The organism is Stutzerimonas stutzeri SDM-LAC, from assembly GCF_000235745.1.
GTDB classification, from domain to species: Bacteria; Pseudomonadota; Gammaproteobacteria; order Pseudomonadales; family Pseudomonadaceae; genus Stutzerimonas; species Stutzerimonas stutzeri_H.
The window spans coordinates 1-22,328 of sequence record NZ_AGSX01000018.1; the positions used below are offsets into that span (position 1 = coordinate 1).

General features: G+C 58.4%; 21 protein-coding genes. 19 read left to right on the top strand and 2 right to left on the bottom strand.

What is annotated here, in order from left to right; translation table 11 throughout:
• From odhB to sstT, 13 genes are all read left to right on the top strand, one after another.
• A partial coding sequence (odhB, locus tag PSTU_RS0102240; protein WP_019339413.1) for a 2-oxoglutarate dehydrogenase complex dihydrolipoyllysine-residue succinyltransferase occupies window positions 1–883 on the top strand: 883 nt, incomplete at its 5' end.
• Window positions 884–977: 94 nt separating this feature from the next.
• Complete coding sequence (gene lpdA, locus PSTU_RS0102245) at window positions 978–2,414, top strand: dihydrolipoyl dehydrogenase (protein ID WP_019339414.1); 1,437 nt, start codon at window positions 978–980, stop codon at window positions 2,412–2,414.
• Window positions 2,415–2,588: 174 nt separating this feature from the next.
• Entirely contained in the window at window positions 2,589–3,755 is a 1,167-nt protein-coding gene (gene sucC / locus PSTU_RS0102250; RefSeq protein WP_019339415.1) for an ADP-forming succinate--CoA ligase subunit beta, read from the top strand.
• On the top strand, window positions 3,755–4,642 hold the full coding sequence (gene sucD / locus PSTU_RS0102255; protein WP_019339416.1) for a succinate--CoA ligase subunit alpha: 888 nt from the start codon (window positions 3,755–3,757) through the stop codon (window positions 4,640–4,642). The genes sucC and sucD overlap by 1 nt, the downstream gene beginning before the upstream one ends.
• Window positions 4,643–4,919: 277 nt before the next feature.
• Complete coding sequence (gene brnQ / locus PSTU_RS0102260) at window positions 4,920–6,230, top strand: branched-chain amino acid transport system II carrier protein (protein WP_019339417.1); 1,311 nt, start codon at window positions 4,920–4,922, stop codon at window positions 6,228–6,230.
• A gap of 90 nt (window positions 6,231–6,320) precedes the next feature.
• Window positions 6,321–7,046, top strand: a complete 726-nt coding sequence (locus tag PSTU_RS0102265; protein ID WP_019339418.1) for a DUF599 domain-containing protein — start codon at window positions 6,321–6,323, stop codon at window positions 7,044–7,046.
• A 56-nt stretch (window positions 7,047–7,102) separates the two neighbouring features.
• Window positions 7,103–7,561, top strand: coding sequence for a PaaI family thioesterase (locus PSTU_RS0102270; protein ID WP_019339419.1), 459 nt, complete (start codon window positions 7,103–7,105; stop codon window positions 7,559–7,561).
• Entirely contained in the window at window positions 7,558–8,004 is a 447-nt protein-coding gene (locus PSTU_RS0102275; protein WP_019339420.1) for a PaaI family thioesterase, read from the top strand. The genes PSTU_RS0102270 and PSTU_RS0102275 overlap by 4 nt, the downstream gene beginning before the upstream one ends.
• Before the next feature lie 38 nt (window positions 8,005–8,042).
• Window positions 8,043–9,293, top strand: coding sequence for a hypothetical protein (locus PSTU_RS0102280; RefSeq protein WP_019339421.1), 1,251 nt, complete (start codon window positions 8,043–8,045; stop codon window positions 9,291–9,293).
• Window positions 9,294–9,431: 138 nt separating this feature from the next.
• Window positions 9,432–11,339: a molecular chaperone HtpG gene (gene htpG / locus PSTU_RS0102285; RefSeq protein ID WP_019339422.1), complete on the top strand. Its 1,908-nt coding sequence runs from the start codon at window positions 9,432–9,434 to the stop codon at window positions 11,337–11,339.
• Window positions 11,340–11,541: 202 nt separating this feature from the next.
• On the top strand, window positions 11,542–12,525 hold the full coding sequence (locus tag PSTU_RS0102290; protein ID WP_019339423.1) for an amidohydrolase family protein: 984 nt from the start codon (window positions 11,542–11,544) through the stop codon (window positions 12,523–12,525).
• Between the two features lie 168 nt (window positions 12,526–12,693).
• Window positions 12,694–14,316, top strand: coding sequence for a methyl-accepting chemotaxis protein (locus PSTU_RS0102295; RefSeq protein ID WP_019339424.1), 1,623 nt, complete (start codon window positions 12,694–12,696; stop codon window positions 14,314–14,316).
• Window positions 14,317–14,519: 203 nt separating this feature from the next.
• The gene (gene sstT, locus PSTU_RS0102300; protein ID WP_019339425.1) at window positions 14,520–15,758 is read left to right on the top strand and encodes a serine/threonine transporter SstT; all 1,239 of its coding nucleotides are present in this window, start codon (window positions 14,520–14,522) and stop codon (window positions 15,756–15,758) included.
• Window positions 15,759–15,884: 126 nt separating this feature from the next.
• On the opposite strand, the gene fabB is transcribed toward sstT, so the two are convergent.
• Complete coding sequence (fabB, locus tag PSTU_RS0102305) at window positions 15,885–17,102, bottom strand: beta-ketoacyl-ACP synthase I (protein ID WP_019339426.1); 1,218 nt, start codon at window positions 17,100–17,102, stop codon at window positions 15,885–15,887.
• 11 nt (window positions 17,103–17,113) lie between these two features.
• Complete coding sequence (fabA, locus tag PSTU_RS0102310) at window positions 17,114–17,629, bottom strand: 3-hydroxyacyl-[acyl-carrier-protein] dehydratase FabA (protein WP_019339427.1); 516 nt, start codon at window positions 17,627–17,629, stop codon at window positions 17,114–17,116.
• 394 nt (window positions 17,630–18,023) lie between these two features.
• On the opposite strand from fabA, the gene PSTU_RS0102315 reads away from it, so the two are divergent.
• The 6 genes from PSTU_RS0102315 (at window position 18,024) to PSTU_RS0102340 (ending at window position 22,168) form a co-directional block, all read left to right on the top strand.
• Window positions 18,024–19,046: an NAD(P)H-dependent glycerol-3-phosphate dehydrogenase gene (locus tag PSTU_RS0102315; protein ID WP_019339428.1), complete on the top strand. Its 1,023-nt coding sequence runs from the start codon at window positions 18,024–18,026 to the stop codon at window positions 19,044–19,046.
• 19 nt (window positions 19,047–19,065) lie between these two features.
• Window positions 19,066–19,404, top strand: coding sequence for a DUF4389 domain-containing protein (locus tag PSTU_RS0102320; protein ID WP_019339429.1), 339 nt, complete (start codon window positions 19,066–19,068; stop codon window positions 19,402–19,404).
• Window positions 19,401–19,859, top strand: coding sequence for a phosphohistidine phosphatase SixA (gene sixA / locus PSTU_RS0102325; RefSeq protein WP_019339430.1), 459 nt, complete (start codon window positions 19,401–19,403; stop codon window positions 19,857–19,859). The genes PSTU_RS0102320 and sixA overlap by 4 nt, the downstream gene beginning before the upstream one ends.
• Before the next feature lie 84 nt (window positions 19,860–19,943).
• The gene (locus tag PSTU_RS0102330) at window positions 19,944–20,399 is read left to right on the top strand and encodes a hotdog fold thioesterase (RefSeq protein WP_019339431.1); all 456 of its coding nucleotides are present in this window, start codon (window positions 19,944–19,946) and stop codon (window positions 20,397–20,399) included.
• Window positions 20,400–20,507: 108 nt separating this feature from the next.
• Window positions 20,508–21,314, top strand: a complete 807-nt coding sequence (locus tag PSTU_RS0102335) for an alpha/beta fold hydrolase (protein WP_019339432.1) — start codon at window positions 20,508–20,510, stop codon at window positions 21,312–21,314.
• Window positions 21,311–22,168 (top strand): alpha/beta fold hydrolase, encoded by an 858-nt coding sequence (locus PSTU_RS0102340; protein ID WP_019339433.1) that lies wholly within the window; start codon window positions 21,311–21,313, stop codon window positions 22,166–22,168. The genes PSTU_RS0102335 and PSTU_RS0102340 overlap by 4 nt, the downstream gene beginning before the upstream one ends.
• Window positions 22,169–22,328: the final 160 nt, after the last annotated feature.

The window sequence follows — 22,328 nt, forward strand, 5'->3', positions numbered from 1 at the left end:
TGCAGCGCGCAAGCTGGCCGAAGAAAACGGCATCGACCCGAACAGCGTGAAGGGCACCGGCAAAGACGGGCGCGTCACCAAAGAAGATCTGGTCGCCGCTATCGAGGCCAAGAAGTCCGCCCCGGCCGCAAGCAAGCCTGCTGCCAGCACTGCTGCTCCAGTCACTACTACTGGTGGTGATCGGACCGAGAAGCGCGTGCCGATGACCCGCCTGCGTGCCAAGGTCGCTGAGCGCTTGGTCGAGGCACAGTCGAACATGGCGATGCTGACGACCTTCAACGAAGTCGACATGACTGAAGTCATGGCACTGCGTTCGAAGTACAAGGATCTTTTCGAGAAGACCCACAATGGCGTACGCCTGGGCTTCATGTCCTTCTTCGTCAAGGCGTCCGTCGAGGCGCTGAAGCGCTTCCCGGCGGTCAACGCCTCGATTGATGGTACCGACATCGTCTATCACGGCTATCAGGACATCGGCGTCGCCGTTTCCAGTGACCGTGGTCTGGTCGTACCGGTCCTGCGCAATGCCGAGCTGATGAATCTGGCTGAAGTTGAAAGCGGCATTGCGACCTTTGGCAAGAAGGCCCGTGACGGCAAGTTGTCGATCGACGAAATGACCGGAGGTACCTTCACCATCACTAACGGCGGTACGTTTGGTTCGATGATGTCGACCCCGATCGTCAACCCGCCGCAAGCCGCCATCCTGGGCATGCACAACATTCTGCAACGCCCCATGGCCATTAATGGTCAAGTGGTCATTCGTCCGATGATGTACTTGGCGCTGTCCTATGACCATCGCCTGATCGACGGCAAGGAAGCGGTTAGCTTCCTGGTGACCATCAAGAACCTGCTGGAAGATCCGGCCCGTCTGCTGCTGGATATCTAAAAGACAGTTACAAGTAGCAAGTGGCTGCAGTACGAAAGGCTGCCCACTTGCGGCTTGTGGCGTGTCGCTTGCCGCTTAGAAAAGAGGATTCGTAATGAGCCAGAAATTCGACGTCGTCGTGATCGGTGCAGGCCCCGGCGGTTATGTTGCAGCCATTCGCGCGGCGCAACTGGGTCTCAAGACCGCCTGTATCGAAAAATATCAGGGCAAGGAAGGCAAAACAGCCCTCGGTGGAACCTGCCTGAACGTCGGTTGCATCCCGTCCAAGGCACTGCTGGACAGCTCCTACAAGTTTCACGAAGCCCATGAGAGCTTCAAGGTCCATGGCATCAGCACCGGCGAAGTGGCCATGGACGTTCCGACCATGGTGGCCCGCAAGGACCAGATCGTTAAGAACCTCACCGGCGGCGTTGCTGGCCTGTTGAAGGCAAACGGCGTGACCGTGTTCGAAGGCCACGGCAAGCTGCTCAGCGGCAAGCAGGTCGAGGTTACCGGCCTCGACGGCAACACCCAAGTGCTGGGTGCGGAAAACGTAATCCTGGCGTCCGGCTCCAAGCCGGTCGACATTCCGCCGGCACCGGTTGACCAGAACATCATCGTTGACTCCACTGGAGCACTGGATTTCCAAAGCGTTCCGGCCAAGCTTGGCGTCATCGGCGCTGGCGTTATCGGCTTGGAACTGGGCTCGGTGTGGGCGCGTCTGGGAGCTGAGGTTACCGTTCTCGAAGCGATGGACAAGTTCCTGCCTGCCGCTGATGAACAGATTTCCAAGGAAGCTTTCAAAGTCCTGAGCAAGCAGGGGTTGAAGATTCTGCTTGGCGCTCGGGTCACTGGCTCTCAGGTGAATGGCGATCAGGTTACCGTCAACTTCACCAACGCTGATGGCGAGCAGCAGCAGACCTTCGACAAGCTGATCGTTGCAGTCGGCCGCCGTCCGGTGACCACCGATCTGCTGGCCGCTGACGCAGGTGTCGATATGGACGAGCGCGGCTTCATCTTCGTCGACGATCAGTGCGCAACCAGCGTGCCTGGCGTTTACGCCATTGGCGACGTGGTCCGTGGTGCCATGCTCGCGCACAAGGCTTCGGAAGAGGGTGTGATGGTTGCCGAGCGCATCGCCGGTCACAAGTCGCAAATGAACTACGACCTGGTTCCGTCGGTCATTTATACCCATCCCGAAATCGCTTGGGTCGGCAAGACCGAGCAGGCGCTGAAGGCTGAGGGTGTTGAAATCAACGTCGGAACCTTCCCGTTCGCTGCCAGCGGTCGTGCCATGGCGGCCAACGACACGGCTGGCTTGGTCAAGGTCATCGCCGATGCTAAAACCGACCGTGTACTCGGCGTACACGTCATGGGGCCGGCTGCGGCTGAACTGGTCCAGCAGGGCGCGATCGGCATGGAGTTCGGTACCAGCGCTGAAGATCTCGGCATGATGGTCTTCTCGCATCCGACCATGTCCGAAGCACTGCACGAAGCAGCACTGGCGGTGAATGGTCACGCTATTCACATCGCCAATCGCAAGAAGCGCTAAAAGCGCAGCAGCAAATGGCGGTATGCACCGGACTCAGCATCTGGTGCAGCCGCCGAATACCTTCGCGCAAGGTATTACAGGTCCTTGAAAGGTATCAGCGATAGTTTTCAGCGACTTGCGGCGACGCCACCAATGAGTGACGTCTGATGCACATCAAACCGAACGGTAGCTAAGATGAATCTTCACGAATATCAGGGTAAGCAACTGTTTGCCGAGTACGGATTGCCAGTTTCCAAAGGCTATGCGGTTGATAGCCCGAAGGAAGCGGCGGAAGCCTGTGACCACATCGGTGGTACTGAGTGGGTTGTTAAAGCCCAAGTGCACGCCGGTGGCCGCGGCAAGGCGGGTGGCGTAAAGCTGGTTCGTAGCAAGGACGAAGCCCGTGCATTTGCCGAACAGTGGCTGGATAAGCGCCTAGTAACTTATCAGACTGACGCCAATGGTCAGCCAGTTAGCCGGATTCTCGTTGAAGCGTGCACTGATATCGAGAAAGAGCTGTACCTGGGCGCCGTGGTTGATCGCGCTACCCGTCGTGTGGTCTTCATGGCCTCCACCGAAGGCGGCGTCGACATTGAAAAGGTCGCCCACGATACACCGGAAAAAATCCTCAAGGCGACCATCGATCCACTGGTTGGCGCTCAGCCATTCCAGGGACGTGAGCTGGCATTCAAACTCGGTCTCAAGGGCGATCAGGTCAAGCAGTTCGTCCATATCTTCGTCGGCCTTGCCAAGCTCTTCGTTGACTACGATCTGGCCTTGCTGGAAGTCAACCCGCTGGTCATCAAGAAGGACGGCAACCTGCATTGCCTCGATGCCAAGCTGAACATCGACAGCAACGCCATTTACCGTCAGCCCAAGCTGCGCGGTATGCAGGATCCGTCGCAGGACGATCCTCGCGAAGCGCACGCTGCCAAGTGGGAGCTCAACTACGTCGCTCTAGACGGCAATATCGGCTGCATGGTCAACGGTGCCGGGCTGGCGATGGGCACCATGGACATCGTCAACCTGCACGGTGGCAAGCCTGCGAACTTCCTTGACGTCGGCGGTGGTGCGACCGAAGAGCGTGTGACCGAAGCGTTCAAGATCATCCTCTCCGACGACAACGTCGCGGCGGTACTGGTCAACATCTTCGGCGGTATCGTTCGCTGCGACATGATTGCCGAAGGCATCATCGGTGCGGTGAAGGAGGTCGGCGTCAAAGTGCCAGTAGTTGTGCGTCTGGAAGGCAACAACGCCGAGCTCGGCGCCAAAATGCTGGGTGAAAGTGGTCTGAACATCATCGGTGCGACCAGCCTGACCGATGCGGCCATTCAAGTCGTCAAAGCCGCGGAGGGCAAGTAATGAGCGTCCTGATCAATAAAGACACCAAGGTCATCTGCCAGGGCTTCACCGGCTCGCAGGGCACCTTCCACTCTGAGCAAGCAATCGAGTACGGCACCAAGATGGTCGGCGGCGTAACGCCCGGCAAGGGCGGCACTACGCACCTCGGTCTGCCAGTTTTCAATACTGTTAAAGAAGCGGTCGAAGCGACGGGCGCTGATGCGTCGGTTATCTACGTTCCGGCACCCTTCTGCAAAGATTCCATCCTTGAAGCCGTGTTCGGCGGGATCAAGCTGATTGTCTGCATCACCGAAGGCATTCCGACCCTCGACATGCTGGAAGTGAAGATCAAGTGTGACGAAATGGGTGTTCGCCTGATCGGGCCGAACTGCCCGGGCGTAATTACCCCCGGCGAGTGCAAGATCGGTATCCAGCCGGGTCACATCCACCTGCCTGGCAAGGTCGGTATCGTGTCCCGTTCCGGCACCCTGACCTACGAAGCAGTCAAGCAGACCACTGATGCCGGTTTCGGTCAGTCGACCTGCGTAGGTATCGGTGGCGACCCGATTCCAGGTTCGACCTTCATCGATATCCTCAAACTGTTCCAGGAAGACCCGCAGACCGAAGCGATCGTCATGATTGGCGAGATCGGTGGTTCGGCCGAGGAAGAGGCTGCGGCGTACATCAAGGCAAACGTCACCAAGCCAGTGGTTTCCTATATCGCAGGCGTAACTGCTCCGGCTGGCAAGCGCATGGGCCATGCGGGCGCGATCATCTCCGGTGGTAAGGGAACGGCGGACGAGAAGTTCGCTGCGCTGCAGGATGCTGGCGTGAAGACCGTTCGCTCGCTTGCCGATATCGGCAAAGCCCTGGCGGAGATCACCGGCTGGGAAGTCAAGCAGGCCTGATCTTCACCCGGTGATGCCCGATGCCAGTCAGCCTGTCTGACTGGCATTTTTGTTTCGGCAGGGCAACAAACGGCTTCGTAACATCGTCGTATCGAACCCGGCCAACCTGCGTCCGGCTTCTGCGCCGTCTCTCTGGCAGAGCCTTGGTTCCTCGCCCTTCATGGGCCATTTCGGTTAAGGTGCGTGCTTTTTTCAGACGACTCGGTATGGGTCGTAGCTGGAAGCAAGCGCTTGATTCGTTCTGCGCGCCGGAATCTTCTGTAGTGGTGATAGTTCAATGACTCGACTGAAAGGCCTCGATTTGCTGGCTCTTGGCTTCATGACGTTCGCGCTGTTTCTCGGCGCCGGCAACATCATTTTTCCTCCCAGCGCTGGGCTGGCTGCAGGGCAGTCACTCTGGTCTGCCGCGTTGGGTTTTTTGCTGACAGGCGTCGGTTTGCCCCTGCTGACCGTGGTTGCGCTGGCACGGGTCGGTGGCGGCATGGATCGCTTGACGGCCCCACTGGGGCGTGGTGCCGGCACGCTGCTGGCGGTTGCGGTGTACCTGGCCATTGGTCCGCTGTTCGCGACGCCCCGGACGGCGGTGGTTTCGTTTGAAATGGGGATTGCGCCCTTTAGCGGCAACACAGCCATACCCCTTTTCGCTTATACGGTGCTGTTCTTTTCAGCGACGTTGTTCCTGGCAGTGAATCCAGGTCAGTTGGTTAACCGGGTCGGCAAGTTCATCACGCCGGTGCTATTGGCTGCACTATTGGTGCTGGGCGGCGCTGCGGTGCTCGCGCCGGCTGGCGACGTCGGGGTTACCGCTGAGAGCTACCGCAACAGCCCCTTGCTGAAAGGGTTTCTGGAAGGCTATCTGACAATGGATACGCTCGGCGCGCTGGTATTCGGCATCGTGATCGCGACGGCGATCCGTGATCGCGGCGTATCCGATCCGGCGCTGGTGACCCGCTATTCGGTGGTTGCTGGCGCCATCGCCGCGCTTGGCCTGTCGCTGGTTTACCTGGCGTTGTTCTACTTGGGTGCGACCAGTCAGGGCATTGCTGCGGAGGCGCAGAACGGCGTACAGATTCTCACGACCTATGTACAACATACGTTCGGTACTCCCGGCAGTCTGTTGCTTGCGGTCGTGATTACGCTGGCCTGTCTGACTACCGCCGTCGGACTGACAACCGCCTGTGGCGAGTTTTTCAGTAGCCTGATGCCGGTTAGCTATCGCACCGTTGTAGTGGTGTTCACGTTGTTCAGCCTGTTGGTAGCCAACCAGGGCCTGACACAGCTGATCAGTGTGTCAGTGCCAGTACTGGTCGGGCTCTATCCTCTGGCGATCATGCTGGTGGCACTGAGCTTGCTGGATGGCTGCTGGGTTTCGCCCCGCCGAATTTTTGTCCCAGTGATGGCTGTGACATTGGTTTTCGGTGTCGTGGATGGGTTGGCAGCGGCAGGCTTCAACGATCTGGTTCCAGTTCTGTTCACCCAATTACCGTTGGCTGCGCAGAGCATGGGCTGGCTGGTTCCAGTGCTGGCGACTCTGGCGATTGCGTTCGTGATGGATCGGCTGCTCGGCCAGCGCCGACTCGCCTCATGACGCCAGTCCGCAAGTAAGATTGGCTGTCTAGACGCCTTGGCCAGCGGTTCCGCTGGCTATAATCAGGCGCACGTGTCCAGAGGAATTATCATGCTGATTCCCAATCATTTGCTGCCTCATCTGATAGCTGTCGCGTGGTTCGTGCTGTGCTGGGCCGGCTACACCCGCTACGCAAGCTGGCGAGGCAGGGACACGGTGTGCCTTGCTAGCGTCCTGCATCTGTATCGGCAGGACTGGATGCGGCGCATGCTGCTGCGCGACAACCGTATTGCCGATGCCAATGTGATTGGCAATCTGGAGCGCAATGCGGGATTTTTCGCATCCAGTACTCTGATCATCCTGGCGGGTGTGCTGACCGCGCTGGGTGCGTCGGAACGTGCTGTTTCGCTGTTGGCAGATCTGCCATTTGTACAGCCGGTCAGCCGCGGGCTTTCCGAAATCAAGCTGTTGGCGTTGGCAGTTGTGTTCGTTTACGCATTTTTCACTTTTAGCTGGTGCATGCGGCAGTACAACTTCGCGGCAGTGCTGGTGGCCTCGGCGCCCATGGCAGGTGAGCGCAACGTAAGTGATCTCGAGCGCAAGTCCTTCGCCGAGCGAGCTGCCCGTGTGATCTCGATGGCCGCAAACCAGTTCAACTTCGGCCTGAGGGCTTATTACTTCGGAATGGCTACCTTGTCCTGGTTCATCCATCCCTGGTTTTTCATGGTGGTGACGGCCGGTGTGGTGCTGGTTCTGTACCGGCGAGAGTTTCATTCCGATGTACTTAAAGTGATGGTTTTCACGCCAACCTTGCCGGTCGAACAGCCTAAGGAGTAGGGCTCGCGCCGGGAGAGCCGGTAAACTGTGTGGCTTAATCCTTTCTGAGAGTCCGCATGAGCGATAGTCCGATACTGGAGCGTACCCAGCGCTTCCTTTCCCTGTTACGCCACTGTCAGGTCCTCGGCATGCGTGTCGAGCAAGCTAACGCCAAGGGACTCACGCTGCGCCTTCCGTATAGCGAAAAGATTGTCAGCAATCCTGAGACCGGACGCATTCACGGCGGAGCGATCACGACATTGATGGATACCACTTGCGGCATCTCGACGGCATGTGCACTGCCGGAGCTCGAGATCTGCCCGACGCTTGATTTGCGCATCGACTACATGCATCCCGCCGAGCCGAATCACGATGTGTTTGGCTTTGCCGAATGCTATCGCGTAACACCGACGGTGATTTTTACCCGTGGAGTCGCGTATCAGCGCGATATCAATGAGCCAATCGCCCACGTGGTCGGCGCGTTTATGCGCATGGGCAAGAACAGCTTCGTAGCAGCACCGGGGACGACGAAATGAGTACTCTGGACCTCGACGCGTTGGTCAGCGAGGCTCACGCCAACAACGATTACGATGCGCTCTTGAATATGGTTCCGTACGCCCGGCTCATCGGTATCGAGTGCCTGCGACTGGGCGATGAGATGGTTTTTCGGCTTCCGAAGAATCAGGACAACATCGGAAATCCTACGCTTCCGGCGATCCACGGCGGCGTGATTGCCGGCTTCATGGAACATGCCGCGATGCTCCACCTGCTGATGTTCATGGGGGCGCCACATTTGCCCAAAATCATCGACTTCTCGATAGATTATCTTCGAGCGGGTCACTATCGTGACACCTTTGCCGCGTGCCAGGTCTGGCGCCAGGGGCGTCGTGTGGCCAATGTCGCCGTGACAGCCTGGCAAACCAACCAGGCTGAGCCGATCGCGACTGCGCGTTGCCACTTCAAGGTCAACGAGCCTTGATAGGCCTGCCGGCGCCACTGTTGTCTCGAAGGTGTTGAATGGATGCGTTGCTGATACTGGCTGGGCTGCTGCTGATCGTAGCGGGCCTGGTCTGGTTGATCGTTCTGGCGTTCGGTACGGGCTTGTTGTGGGGCGTCGGTAGCCTGCTACCCCCGGTGACTCTGCTGTATATCGTGCGTTATTGGAGTATCGCCCGGAAGGCGGTAGGGCTGTCCGGTTTGGGCTTTATCCCTCTCGTCGTTGGATTTACCTTGCTTGCCAACCACGAGCCGGAGCGTATCGCGGCCATTACCAGTCTCGAATGGCTCGAGACGGATGAACAGACGCAGAGCCACCAGCTGAGTTTTCTTCTGCACGGCCGGCTCGATGGCCGCTCGTTCAATCCGCAGTTCGGCAGTTACATTGATGGCGTGCTCACGTTGCGCGAAGGTGACCAGTTGTTCGCCCTGCAGGAAGTGAGCATTCGCCTCGGTACAAAACCTTCTGGTGCCGTGCAGGTCGATGTGCTTCCGGGCGATGTCGATCCCGTCCCGGAGATCGAAATCAACTGGATGCGTCCAGAGCAAGAGCTTCCTGAGGCGCGCCGAATCCAGAGCGGCTACACCTTGCATCTGGACCTGCAGCCGGTGTCGCCGAACAAGCTGGCCGGTGACTTCCATCTGGTCTTGCCGGCCCATTTCCAGACGAGCCTCAGTGGCCACGTTGAACTGTTCACTGACGAGTTGCGCTATCGGGCAGGCCAGGTCGATCTGACTCATGACTCGGCCGACACACTCGCCTATGTGGTCAGCGATCATTTGCAGCGGCGGTTCGAGACGCGCGCGGTGACCATCGAAACCCTGGCTCCTGTCAGCTTTCCGGCGTCGAGCCTGGTGCTCTCGGTGCGAGCCGAGATCGAGCGGCGCGAGCGTCTGTTCGAGCTGAATGTCAGCAAGGGTGAGCAGGGCTGGGCGGTAGAGGATGATAGTTATCCGCCGCTGAGTCCTGCAGTCGAAACACCGCTCAAGGTTGCTGCCGCTCAATCAGACTCACTCCCGGAAAGCTCCGCCGCGTCCCGGGTCGATCGTCGTCAGCGGTTTTCCCTGGCGCGGTTGCTGCGTAATCCGGCACGTTATGAACACCTGCACATACGCGCGCAGACCAAGCGAGGCGGAGTCGCGGAAGGGCGCTTCAAGGGGCTCGACCGAGATGGCAACCTGACGATCCGCCAACGGCTGAAGGGCGCGGGAGAGGCCGTCTTCAATCTCAGTCCGGACGATATCGCTTTGCTCGAGCTACTCGAGCCTTAGTCACTGCTCGAACGCGTCTGCACGAACATCGCAGTCCCCTTGCATGGGCTGCACTTGAATTCCCGGGTCAAGCCCCCATCTGGTTGTCATCGCCGCAGTCGCGGTCCGTGCCATTGACGATGTGGAGTTTGCAAGACGATGAGTGTGGAGACTCAAAACAAAGAAACCCTGGGCTTCCAGACCGAAGTGAAGCAGCTGCTTCACCTGATGATTCACTCCTTGTATTCGAACAAGGAAATCTTTCTTCGTGAGTTGATTTCCAACGCCTCGGACGCTGCCGACAAGCTTCGATTCGAAGCACTGGCCAAGCCTGAACTGCTTGAGGGTGGGGCCGATCTGAAGATTCGCGTCAGCTTCGATAAAGATGCCAAGACTGTCACCCTTGATGACAACGGCATAGGCATGAACCGCGAAGATGTCATCACCCATCTGGGCACTATCGCCAAGTCGGGTACAGCTGATTTCATGAAGCACCTGACCGGAGACCAGAAGAAGGACTCACACCTGATTGGTCAGTTCGGCGTTGGCTTCTATTCCGCCTTTATCGTGGCGGAGCAGGTTGAAGTGTTCAGCCGCCGCGCCGGGACGGCTGCAGAAGAAGGTGTGTACTGGTCTTCGAAAGGTGAGGGCGATTTCGAAGTTGCCAACATCGACAAGCCAGAGCGTGGCACCCGCATCGTTCTGCACCTCAAGTCTGGCGAGGAAGAATTCGCTGATGGTTGGCGCCTTCGCAACATCATCAAAAAATACTCTGACCACATTGCGCTGCCGATCGAATTGCCGAAGGAATTTCATGGCGAGGAGAAGGACAAGCCGGCCGATACCGAGTGGGAAACCGTCAACCGAGCCAGTGCGCTTTGGACCCGCCCACGCACCGAGGTGAAGGACGAGGAGTACCAGGAGTTCTACAAGCACGTCGGGCACGATTTCGAGAATCCGTTGGCTTGGAGTCATAACAAGGTTGAGGGCAAGCTTGAATACACCTCGCTGTTGTTCGTGCCTGGCCGCGCGCCTTTCGATCTGTATCAGCGCGAAGCACCCAAGGGACTGAAACTCTATGTCCAGCGGGTCTTCATCATGGATCAGGCGGACGAGTTCCTGCCGTTGTACCTGCGCTTCATCAAGGGCGTGGTCGATTCCAACGATCTTTCTCTGAACGTTTCCCGCGAGATCCTGCAGAAGGATCCGGTCATCGATTCGATGAAGTCGGCGCTGACCAAGCGTGTGCTCGACATGCTGGACAAGCTGGCCAAAGACAAGCCGGAAGACTACAAGAACTTCTGGAAGCAGTTCGGCCAGGTACTGAAAGAGGGGCCGGCGGAAGATTTCGCCAACAAGGAAAAGATTGCCGGTCTGCTGCGTTTCGCTTCCACCCACGATGGTTCCGGTGAGCAAAGTGTGTCGCTGGCTGATTACCTGGGTCGCGTCAAGGAAGGCCAGGACAAGGTTTACTACCTCACTGGCGAGTCCTATGCACAGGTCAAGAACAGCCCCCATCTGGAAGTCTTCCGCAAGAAGGGTATCGAGGTGCTGCTGCTGACCGATCGCATCGACGAGTGGTTGATGAGCTACCTGACCGAGTTCGACGGCAAGCAGTTCGTCGACGTCGCGCGTGGTGACCTTGACCTCGGAAAGCTGGATACGGAAGAGGACAAGAAGGCTCAGGAAGAAATCGCCAAGACGAAGGAAGGACTGGTAGAGCGTCTCAGGACAGCGCTCGGTGACGAGGTTGCGCAAGTGCGCGTGTCCCATCGCCTGACTGATTCGCCAGCAATCCTGGCGATCGGTGAACAGGACCTGGGCTTGCAGATGCGCCAGATCCTCGAAGCCAGTGGGCAGAAAGTACCGGAGTCGAAGCCGATTTTTGAAATCAACCCGGCACACCCGTTGATCGAGAAGCTTGATGCCGAGCCGGACGAAGATCGTTTCGCCGACTTATCACACATCCTCTTCGATCAGGCTGCACTCGCGGCTGGGGATAGCCTGAAAGACCCTGCCGCTTACGTGCAGCGTCTCAACAAGCTATTGGTTGAACTGTCGGCTTAAATTGTCAGCGTTATGAAGGAGGCCCGTCAGTGACGGGCCTTTTTTCGTTTTGGCCGGACGGGTTCGATCATTTGAAAGAGGGTGCGCTATTCGTTGAGCCATACGACCTCAGTGAACCGCCTAGAGGTGAGGTGGTCTATCCGCTTGGCTGTTAGGAGGTCATTTGTTGTTTAACTTAAGAAACTGTCTGGCGGCGTTCTGTTTGGTCGCGTCGATCGCACCGGTTCACGCACGCGACTATCACTACAGCGACGCTCATCTGCATTTCGTTGATTTCTTCCAGGAAAGCGACGGGATGAGCAGGCTGCTCAAAGCCATGGATGCTGGCAATATCGATCACGTGATGATCAGCGGGATCCCTGTCGCCAAGAAATGGCATGAGAACGAACCCAAGCGACCACGTTATTACGCCGGTGACGATGCGCCGGTCTATTGGTATAGCGCGACCGACGTAGTGGTTGCTGCTGCGCTGAAAGGGCTGGACGAGCAGGAGCGGCGAAGATTCCATCCGTTTCTGTCTGGCTTCAACCCTAACGACAAGAATGCCGATGCGCATATTCGTCGGATGCTGGATCTGGATCCAGGTCTCTGGCAGGGCCTAGGTGAGATATTTACCCGGCATGATGACGTCACCGCTCTAACCGAAGGCGACACCCCACGCGCCAACAACGAAGCGCTGACACGTGTCTATCATCTCGCAGCCGAATACGATCTGCCGGTGATGTTGCACTCCAACATCACATCCAAGCGTGAGCGCAACCCGCTTTATCTAAGCGAACTAGAAGAGGCGCTGCGAAACCATCCGCATACGCGTTTCATCTGGGCGCATGCGGGGACGAGCATGGAGCTGCATCGGCATCAAGAGAAGCTCGAGTTCCTGCTCCCCACCGTCACGCGACTACTGGACGATTACCCGAACCTTTACATTGATCTGTCCTGGACCATGCTTCGACCCTATCTTCTGGATGAGTCGGGCACGCCGGATCCAGACTGGGTAGCCTTGGTTAAGCGACATCCAGCACGTTTCATGATTGGTTCCGATGTCGTAGGTCGTTTCGATGGACTGGGGGAGGGCATGCGCGCTTTCGATGCTTTTCTTGACGCTTTGCCTGAGCCCGTTGCGCGTAAAGTCGCGCGGGATAATTTTCTCGATGTATTACCAGGCAGGGTTGATTCAAGCCGTTAAATCCAATGAGGCGGGTCGTAGGTTATGGGGCGGAAGGAGCCCGCTCGTCCGGAGCCTGACCGGTTGGTCTTTTTCTTGACGCCAATCAATCAAGTATTCTTCGGCGGCTCCGATACGGGGGATGTAACCGCTGCGTGCCTGCAGCGACATCATGGAGCAGGAATTCCCATGTCGATTCGCAATCTGAAGGTTTCAACTCGTTCCGCTATAGGCTTTGGCCTGATCGGCGTCATCGTACTCGTGCTTGGTTTGTTCTCCTTGAGCCAGATGTCTGGCATGCGCAAGGAGTCCGGCGAGGTCGATCAGAACTGGCTGCCGAGCATCATCAGCCTAGGCGATCTCAATATCGCGATGCTGCGCATCCGCGCGTTGACCATGCGGTCGATGCTGGTCGAGGGCGAGGAGCTTGCCTCATCCAAGCAATCATTGGACAAGCTCGCCGATGAGATCGGTGCGCTTAATGCCGCTTACGCAAAGCGTCTCAGCACCGCTGAGGAAAAGGCTGCGTACGAGCGCTTCGTAAAAGCGCAGAGCCAATATTTCACCGAGCAACAAAAGTTAGTCCAGTTCGTCTTCCAGGGAGCGCGGCAGCAGGCGATTGAGATCATGAACGGCGCGATCAACTCCTATGCAGACGACATGACTCGCGCCTTGTTGGATCTCCAGAAGATCAATCGCGACGAGGCTGGCAATGCTGCGGATCGTGCCTTAGAGGTATACGAAACAGCGTTTAGGTGGGTGATCATCACTATCATCCTGGCTGCTATAGCGACCGTCATTCTTGCGCTGCTATTTACTCGCAGCATCGTCCGCCCTCTAAACGAAGCTGTGTCGGTTGCCGAAACAGTTGCCTCTGGGGATTTGACTCAAGATTTCAACATCGAAGGCAAAGACGAGCCCGCGCGCTTGTTGACTGCGCTTAGAGCCATGCAGCAAAGCTTACGCAGCACCATCCAAGGTATTGCAGATTCATCCAGCCAGCTGGCTTCGGCTGCTGAAGAGTTGAACGTGGTGACCGAGGACTCGACGCGCGGTCTGCATCAGCAGAATCATGAGATCGAATCAGCCGCGACTGCGGTAAACGAGATGACCGCGGCGGTGGACGAAGTGGCACGTAACGCAGTGGCAACTTCTGAGGCATCGCGTGAGTCCGACGTGACCGCACAGCACGGCCGCCAGCAGGTCATCAAAACCGTCGAATCTATCGGCCTATTAGCGGGTGATGTTACGACCACCGCGACCCAGGTTGAGCAGCTTGCGGGTCAGGTGCGTGATATCAGCAAAGTACTGGATGTGATTCGCTCGATTGCCGAACAGACCAACCTGCTCGCGCTGAATGCCGCCATTGAGGCGGCAAGAGCTGGCGATGCGGGGCGGGGCTTTGCGGTGGTCGCTGACGAGGTAAGAGCGCTGGCACATCGTACCCAGCAATCCACCCAGGAAATCGAGCAGATGATTGGCGACGTTCATCAAGGCACCGATAAAGCGGTTACGGCTATGCAGAACAGCAACGAGCGCGCCCGCGCTACGCTTGAGGTTGCACGCACTGCCGGCGATGCGCTGGACGGCATTACTCGTGCTATCAGTCAAATCAGCGAGCGCAATTTGGTAATTGCCAGCGCATCGGAGGAGCAGGCTCAGGTAGCACGTGAGGTCGATCGCAATCTAGTCAACATTCGCGACCTGTCGCTGCAGTCTTCTGCGGGCGCCAACCAAACCAGCGCAGCAAGCCAGGAGCTGGCCTCGCTTGCAATCAATCTTAACGAGCTGGTGGCGCGGTTCCGCGTCTGATTTGCCCTGTGATTACGATGCCCCGATAAGGGGCTTCGTTTTTTCTGCACCGCTGCAACAGTGGCTGTGGTTGCCGTTTTGTTCCTAAAGCTGGGCAGGGCGGGCGGAGATGCGTACTATCTGGCGTTTTTCGCAGGGCGTTGACCGCCGTCTCCAGGGCGACGGGCCTCGCCTGAATCAGCCGTTTACGCCGAGGCTCCGCCATGTCCAACTCCTCATCCGTTCTATTGCGCGCCTATAAGCGTGTCAGCCTGGTCACGCAGATCGTGGTCGGCCTCGTTGCCGGCTGCTTGCTGGCATGGCTTTGGCCGGAGGCCGCGGTCTCAGTCAGTTTACTGGGAAGCCTGTTTGTTGCGGGATTGAAGGCTGTCGCACCCGTTCTGGTTTTTGTCCTGGTTACGGCATCGCTGGCCAATCACAAGCGGGGCCAGCCAACGCATATTCGCCCAATTCTGGTGCTCTATGCGTTGGGCACGATCAGCGCTGCGGCAGTTGCGACTATCTCCAGCTTCATGTTTCCGACCAGTCTGACGCTGGTCAGCCAGGCGAATGACGTCATACCGCCTGAAGGCGTGGGGGCTGTGCTAAGGACGTTGCTGTTCAACGTAGTGGATAATCCGGTCCATGCACTGATCGAAGGTAATTTTATCGGCATTCTGGCGTGGGCGATTGGCCTCGGATTTGCGTTTCGACATGCTCGTCAGAGCACCCGTGATCTGATCGCCGATGTGTCGGACGGTGTGACGCTGATCGTCAAGGTCGTTATTGGCTTTGCTCCCCTGGGCATTTTCGGTTTGGTCGCCGGGACCCTTGCCGAGTCCGGTTTTGAAGCGCTGGCGGGCTATCTGCAGCTCCTGCTGGTGTTGGTGGGCAGCATGCTGTTCATGGCATTTGTAGTGAACCCCTTGCTCGTGTTCTGGCAGATTCGCCGCAATCCTTACCCACTGGTGCTCACCTGCTTGCGGGAGAGCGGCATAACCGCATTCTTTACCCGCAGCTCAGCTGCCAACATCCCGGTGAACATGCAGTTGTGCGAACGACTCCGGCTGCACAAGGACACCTACTCGGTTTCGATACCACTTGGCGCGACCATCAACATGGGCGGTGCGGCTATCACCATCACGGTGCTGACACTGGCGGCTGTGAACACGCTGGGCATCGCGGTGGACATCCCGAGCGCTATTTTGCTCAGCCTGCTAGCGGCGATCTGTGCCTGTGGTGCCTCTGGTGTCGCTGGAGGCTCGCTGTTGCTGATTCCGCTGGCTTGCAGCTTGTTCGGGATTTCCAACGACCTGGCGATGCAGGTCGTAGCCGTCGGTTTCATTATCGGTGTGATTCAGGATTCGGCCGAGACCGCGTTGAACTCCTCGACAGACGTGCTATTTACCGCCGCCTCCTGTATCGCGCACGGAGATGTGGACGGGGCCGAGCAGGCTTCCTGATCGAGTTGAGTTCCGGCCAGATCGCGTTCCGCTCAGGTTACGCGATCCACTAATGCGATTTGCTAGTGATCAAAACAACAACGGCGCCCTTAGGCGCCGTTGTTGTTGCAGCGGGTGTCGAGTCGATCAGCCTTTCCAGCGCTTCAGTACCAATGTCGCGTTGGTGCCGCCAAAGCCAAAGCTGTTACTCATGACGGTGTCGATCTTCGCATCTTCGCGAGTTTCGCGAACGATGGGCAGATCCGCGACTTCTGCATCGAGCTCTTCGATGTTGGCTGAGCCAGCAATGAAGTTGCCCTGCATCATCAGCATGCAATAGATCGCTTCGTGGACGCCGGCGGCCCCCAGTGAGTGACCTGACAAGCTCTTGGTCGAGCTGATTGCTGGGATCTTGTCGCCGAACATGTTGCGGACGGCCTTGCTCTCAGCGACGTCGCCCACTGGAGTGGACGTGCCATGGGTGTTCAGGTAATCAATGTCACCTTCCACCGTGGCCATTGCTTGCTGCATGCAGCGCAGCGCGCCTTCGCCGCTCGGAGCAACCATGTCATAGCCATCAGAGGTCGCGCCGTAGCCGACGATTTCGGCGTAGATCTTGGCGCCGCGCTTGAGTGCATGCTCCAGCTCTTCGACCACAACCATCCCACCGCCGCCGGCGATGACGAAACCGTCACGCTTGGCATCGTAAGCACGCGAAGCTTTTTCCGGTGTCGCGTTGTACTGGCTGGACAGGGCGCCCATGGCGTCGAACAGGCAGCTCTGGCTGTAATGTTCTTCTTCGCCGCCGCCAGCGAAGACCACGTCCTGCTTGCCCATCTGGATCTGCTCCATTGCGTGGCCGATGCAATGCGCACTGGTGGCGCAGGCCGAAGCGATGGAGTAGTTGATGCCTTTGATGCGGAACGGCGTAGCCAGGCAGGCGGAGACCGTGCTGCTCATGGTGCGCGGTACGCGGTATGGGCCAATGCGCTTGACGCCCTTGTCGCGAAGAATGTCGATGGCTTCCATCTGATTGATCGTGGAGGCGCCACCGGACCCAGCGATCAGGCCGACCCGCGGGTTTGAAATGTCTTCGGCGCTGAGGCCGGAATCTTCAAGGGCCTGCTGCATCGCCAGATAGGCATAAGCCGCCGCATCGCCCATGAAGCGCAGGACCTTGCGGTCGATCAGCTCTTCGAGATTCAGGTCGACTGAGCCGGATACCTGGCTGCGCAGGCCCATATCGGCATAGGCCTGATTGAAGCGAATACCGGGGCGGCTGGCCCGCAGGTTGGCGGAAACGGTGTCTTTGTCATTGCCGAGGCAGGAAACGATACCCAGGCCGGTGATTACGACGCGACGCATGCGGAAGTCCTTCAGAAGCTATCAGTAGATGTAAACAGGCCGACACGCAAACCTTCGGCGCTGTAGATCTCGCGACCATCCACGCTAACGGTGCCATCGGCGATACCGAGGACCAGAGAGCGGCTGATGGTGCGTTTGATATGGATGTTATAGCTAACCTTCTTGGCGGTCGGCAGAACCTGACCGAAGAATTTGACCTCGCCAGAACCCAGCGCACGACCACGGCCCGGGTTACCTTGCCAGCCTAGATAGAAGCCGACCAGCTGCCACATGGCATCGAGGCCCAGGCAGCCAGGCATGACCGGGTCCCCTTCGAAATGGCAGGCAAAGAACCAGAGATCAGGATTGATATCCAGCTCAGCAACCAGCTCGCCCTTGCCGTACTTGCCGCCGACTTCGCTGATATGAACGATGCGGTCGACCATCAGCATGTTCGGCGCGGGCAGTTGGGCGTTACCGGGGCCGAACAGCTCGCCGCGGCTGCAACGGAGCAGATCTTCCCGAGTAAAGGCCTGTTGTTTGGTCATGCGTATTCCTCAATGGTCCCTTTATGGAGGGCTTGCTGCGTTCATCCGACTCAAAATAGCGAGTCCGGTCATAAGACTAGTCATAGACTGCCACCTTGCGCTGAAAGTCACAGCGCAGGGATATGGGTACCGCTCGTTTCGACCAACCACGAGACAGCCATGGTGGAAACGGGCCAATACTTTAACACTCCTGATCCGTGACCACGACCATGTGACGTTCTGCCTCTATATAGACCATTGGTCAATGCCTCCTAGGACGCCTGCGCCATAGGTCGGCAACCGCGGCTGGAAATTGTAATCTGATGATTCCGCTGTCATCCCGGATGGCACTGGTTGCGCTCGAAGCGCTACGTATAATGCCGAGCATTGCACTTGGTGCCTAAACGGATTCCCCATGACTGAACAGCAACCCATAGCGGTGCTTGGTGGCGGCAGCTTCGGAACTGCTATTGCAAACCTGCTTGCAGAGAATGGCTACAGTGTCCGGTTGTGGATGCGCGATGCCGAGCAGGCCGAAAGCATTCGCACGCACCGCCAGAACCCCCGTTATCTGAAGGGCGTGACGCTGCTGCCAGCGGTCAACCCGGTCACCGACCTCGGGCAAACGCTGGTCGACTGCCAACTGATCTTTGTCGCGCTACCCTCCAGCGCGTTGCGCCAGGCCTTGTCCCCATATGCTGAGCAACTGTCGGGCAAAATGTTGGTAAGCACCACAAAGGGTATCGAGGCGCAGGGCTTCATGCTGATGAGCCAGATCCTGGAGCAAATCGCGCCGCAGGCTCGGATCGGGGTTATATCAGGGCCTAATCTGGCGCGCGAAGTGGCCGAGCATGCGTTGACCGCAACGGTTGTGGCCAGTGACGACGAGGCACTTTGCCGTTGCGTGCAGCAGGCGCTGCACGGGCGGACCTTTCGTGTCTATGCCAGCTCCGACCGGTTTGGCGTCGAGCTTGGCGGCGCATTGAAAAACGTTTACGCAATCATGGCGGGCATGGCCGCAGCCCTCGGCATGGGAGAAAACACTCGCAGCATGCTGATCACCCGCGCCTTGGCTGAAATGACTCGCTTTGCTGTTAGGCTCGGTGCCAATCCGATGACCTTCCTTGGATTGGCCGGAGTGGGCGATCTGATCGTTACGTGCACCTCGACCAAGAGTCGCAACTTTCAGGTGGGCCATGCGCTTGGCGAAGGCTTGAGCCTCGATGAGGCCGTGTCACGGCTGGGTGAAGTGGCCGAAGGGGTCAACACCATCAAGGTATTGAAAATCAAGGCGGAGGAGCTGCAGGTCTACATGCCACTGGTCGCGGGTCTGCATGCCATTCTGTTCGAGGGGCGTACGCTGGATCAGGTCATTGCGCTGCTGATGCGCGGCGAACCGAAGACCGATGTTGATTTCATTTCCACCGACGGTTTCTGATACGACAACGGAGCTATCAATGAACACATCACAACGCAGCGCAGAACGCGAGTCGCTGATTCTGCGCGCACTCTGGATGCTGATCTTCTTTTTTGTCTGGCAACTGGCCGAAGTGGTACTGCTGGTTGTTGTTGTGGCGCAGCTGGTGCTGCAAGCCGTGAACGGCAAGGCGAATGACAGCTTGCTGGAACTGGGTGACAGCCTCAGCCAGTACGTGGCGCAGATTGGCCGTTTCGGCACTTTCAATACCGACCGCAAGCCCTGGCCAATGTCCGACTGGCCCAAGCCACGGCCAGCCGACAGAGAAGCGGCGCCTCCGGTGCAGCCGGCCCCGTCGGAACAGGAGCCCCAGCCATGATGTTGTGGCTACTGCGCCACGGTGAAGCCGAGCCCCGGAACCGGACCGATGCCGAGCGTAATCTCACGGCTGCTGGTCGAATCGAAGTGGAGGGCGCCGCCGCGCATCTGCAAGGGCAGCCTTTGCAAGCCATTCTTGCTAGCCCCTATCAGCGAGCGCAACAGACCGCTGAAATCGTTCGGCAGGCGCTCGGTTTTGCCAATCCGGTGGAAACCGTGCCCTGGCTCACGCCGGAATCTGATCCGGCCGATGCGCTGCTCTATCTCGACCGTCGCAGCGAACAGCATGTGCTGCTCGTCACTCATCAGCCTTTTGTCGGTGTGCTCGGTGGCTGGCTGATCAGTGGTCACCGTGACGCGCCCATTCCGATGGCCACCGCCAGCTTGGCCGAGTTGGAAGGGGAGTATGTTGCGGCGGGATTGATGCGTCTGGTTGGGCTGCGGCACCCGGTCTGATGGCAACACCTCAACTACCGAGGCTGCGCCTGCTATCGCAGGTGACCTGCCACCGAACAAAACAACAACAGGAGCGCAACATACGTGAGCATTTGGCAACGTCCACCGAGCCTTGAGCAACTCAACGCCAACCGGCAGAACACCATTGTCGAGCTGCTCGATATTCGCTTCGAAGCGGTTGAAGAGGACAGCCTCACAGCCAGCATGGTCGTGGATTCCCGCACGCACCAGCCTTATGGTCTGCTGCATGGCGGCGCGTCGGTAGTGCTTGCCGAGACGGTTGGCTCAATGGCCAGCTACCTGTGCATCAACCCAAATCGATTCTATTGTGTCGGCCTGGAAGTAAACGCCAACCATATCCGCGCGGTGCGCAGCGGTCGCGTCACGGCCGTCTGTCGTCCGGTCCATCTTGGACGCTCCAGCCACGTCTGGGACATCCGGCTGCATGGGGATGACGGCAAGCTGAGCTGCATTTCGCGTTTGACTGTTGCGATCGTTCCTCTTGGCGAAAACAGCCCGCAGCGTGCAGAGGCGTCGTAGACGCCCTGTTTGGCCGGACTGCCTTTGCTTCTGCCGCTTCGGCCGATTGCTGTTAAGGGAGGGGGCGCCAGACAATGGCGGTCGTTCCCATTCAACCGCATAGAACTCATGACGCAACGCATTTTCTTCGCCCACGCCAACGGTTTTCCGTCCGCGACTTATCACAAGCTGTTTGAAAACCTGACGCCTGAGTACGCGATTACCTATCTCGATCAGCACGGTCACGACCCGCGCTTTCCAGTGGATGACAACTGGCAGAACCTGGTGCGCGAGCTCATTGAGCAGCTTGTCGTGTTGCAGGAGCCAGTTTGGGGCGTCGGGCATTCGCTTGGCGGAATGCTGCACTATCACGCCGCCTTGCAGCGGCCGGAACTCTACCGTGGCGTGGTCATGCTCGACTCGCCAATGCCGACCTGGCTCGATCAGACGTTGATCTGGGCGGGCAAACGTTTTGGTTTTATTGATCGCCTGACGCCTGCGGGTCGCACTTTGGGCCGTCGCGAGCAGTTCGGCTGCGTCGATGAAGCGCGGCGTTATTTTGCTAGCAAAAAACTGTTTCGTGCTTTCGATCCTGCTTGCCTGGACGCCTATGTCGAGCATGGGCTGGAGCCGACCGAGCAAGGCGTCCGCTTGCGCTTCGATCCGGAAACGGAGATTCGGATCTATCGCAGCGTGCCGCATGTGACGCCCGGCTGGCCCCATGCACTGAAGATGCCGCTGGCTGTGGTGCGGGGACGAGCGAGTCGAGTGGTGCTGCCTCATCACCTTTACCTGCTACGGTTGGTTGCTCACGGCGAGGCGCACACCTTGGCTGGCGGGCATATGTTTCCGCTCGAGCGACCTGATGATACTGCGGTTCTACTCAGGCAATTGTTTGGTCGCTGGAGCGAACTGGATAGAAGAGGCGCTGCATGAGTGTCACGTTCGAAGAGATCCGTCTGAGCCTGCCTCATATCGAGGTGGCAGCCCACCTGTACGGTCCAGAAGACGGCCAGCCCGTCATTGCACTGCACGGCTGGTTGGACAATGCCGCCACCTTTTCTCGTTTGGCGCCGTTGCTCGATGGCGTTCGGATTGTTGCGCTGGATCTGCCGGGGCACGGTCATTCCGATCACCGACCGCTCGGTGCTGCCTATAACATCTGGGACTATGCCCACGATGTGCTGCAGGCCGCCGAACAGTTTGGCTGGAAGCGATTCTCCCTTTTGGGGCACTCCATGGGCGCCATCGTGTCGGTGTTGCTGGCCGGTGCCATGCCCGATCGGGTCGAGCGGCTGGCCTTGATCGATGGGGTGATTCCCTTTACCGGCGAAGCCGAAACTGCGCCGCAGAAGCTCGGCGAATCGCTACAAAAACTGCTCGCAGTGGATGGCAAGCGAAAGCCGGTTTACGCCAGCTTCGAGCAGGCGGTCGCGGCACGCATGAAAGGTGTGGGGGCAGTTAGCCGCGAGGCGGCTGAACGGCTTGCACAGCGAGGGCTGATGCCGGTTCCCGGCGGCTATACCTGGCGCACCGACGCGCGCCTGATGCTGCCATCGTCAATGCGCCTGACGCGCGCGCATGCGCTAGCCTTCGTGCATAAGGTCGCGTGCCCGACGAGCCTGATCCTGGCAGAACAAGGTCTGCTTACCCAGCCGGCCATGCGCGAACTGACCGAGGCCTTGCCGTTCGCACTGCATCGGTTGCCCGGCGGCCACCATCTGCACTTGGATGATCAACCTGGGGCAGAAGCGGTCGCGGCGGTTTTCAACCCGTTCTTCGCAGGTTGAGCCGAGCCAGGATTGGGTTACGCAAGAATCTGTCGCAAAGCCCCGCTTGACTTGCTTTTGCCAACTGGTGACGCTGGGCTATCGCTTCAGCAGAGATCCCTCAATGATTGACCTCCATACCATTGCCTTCTCCAACGGCCTGACCGCGTCGTCGGTGGTG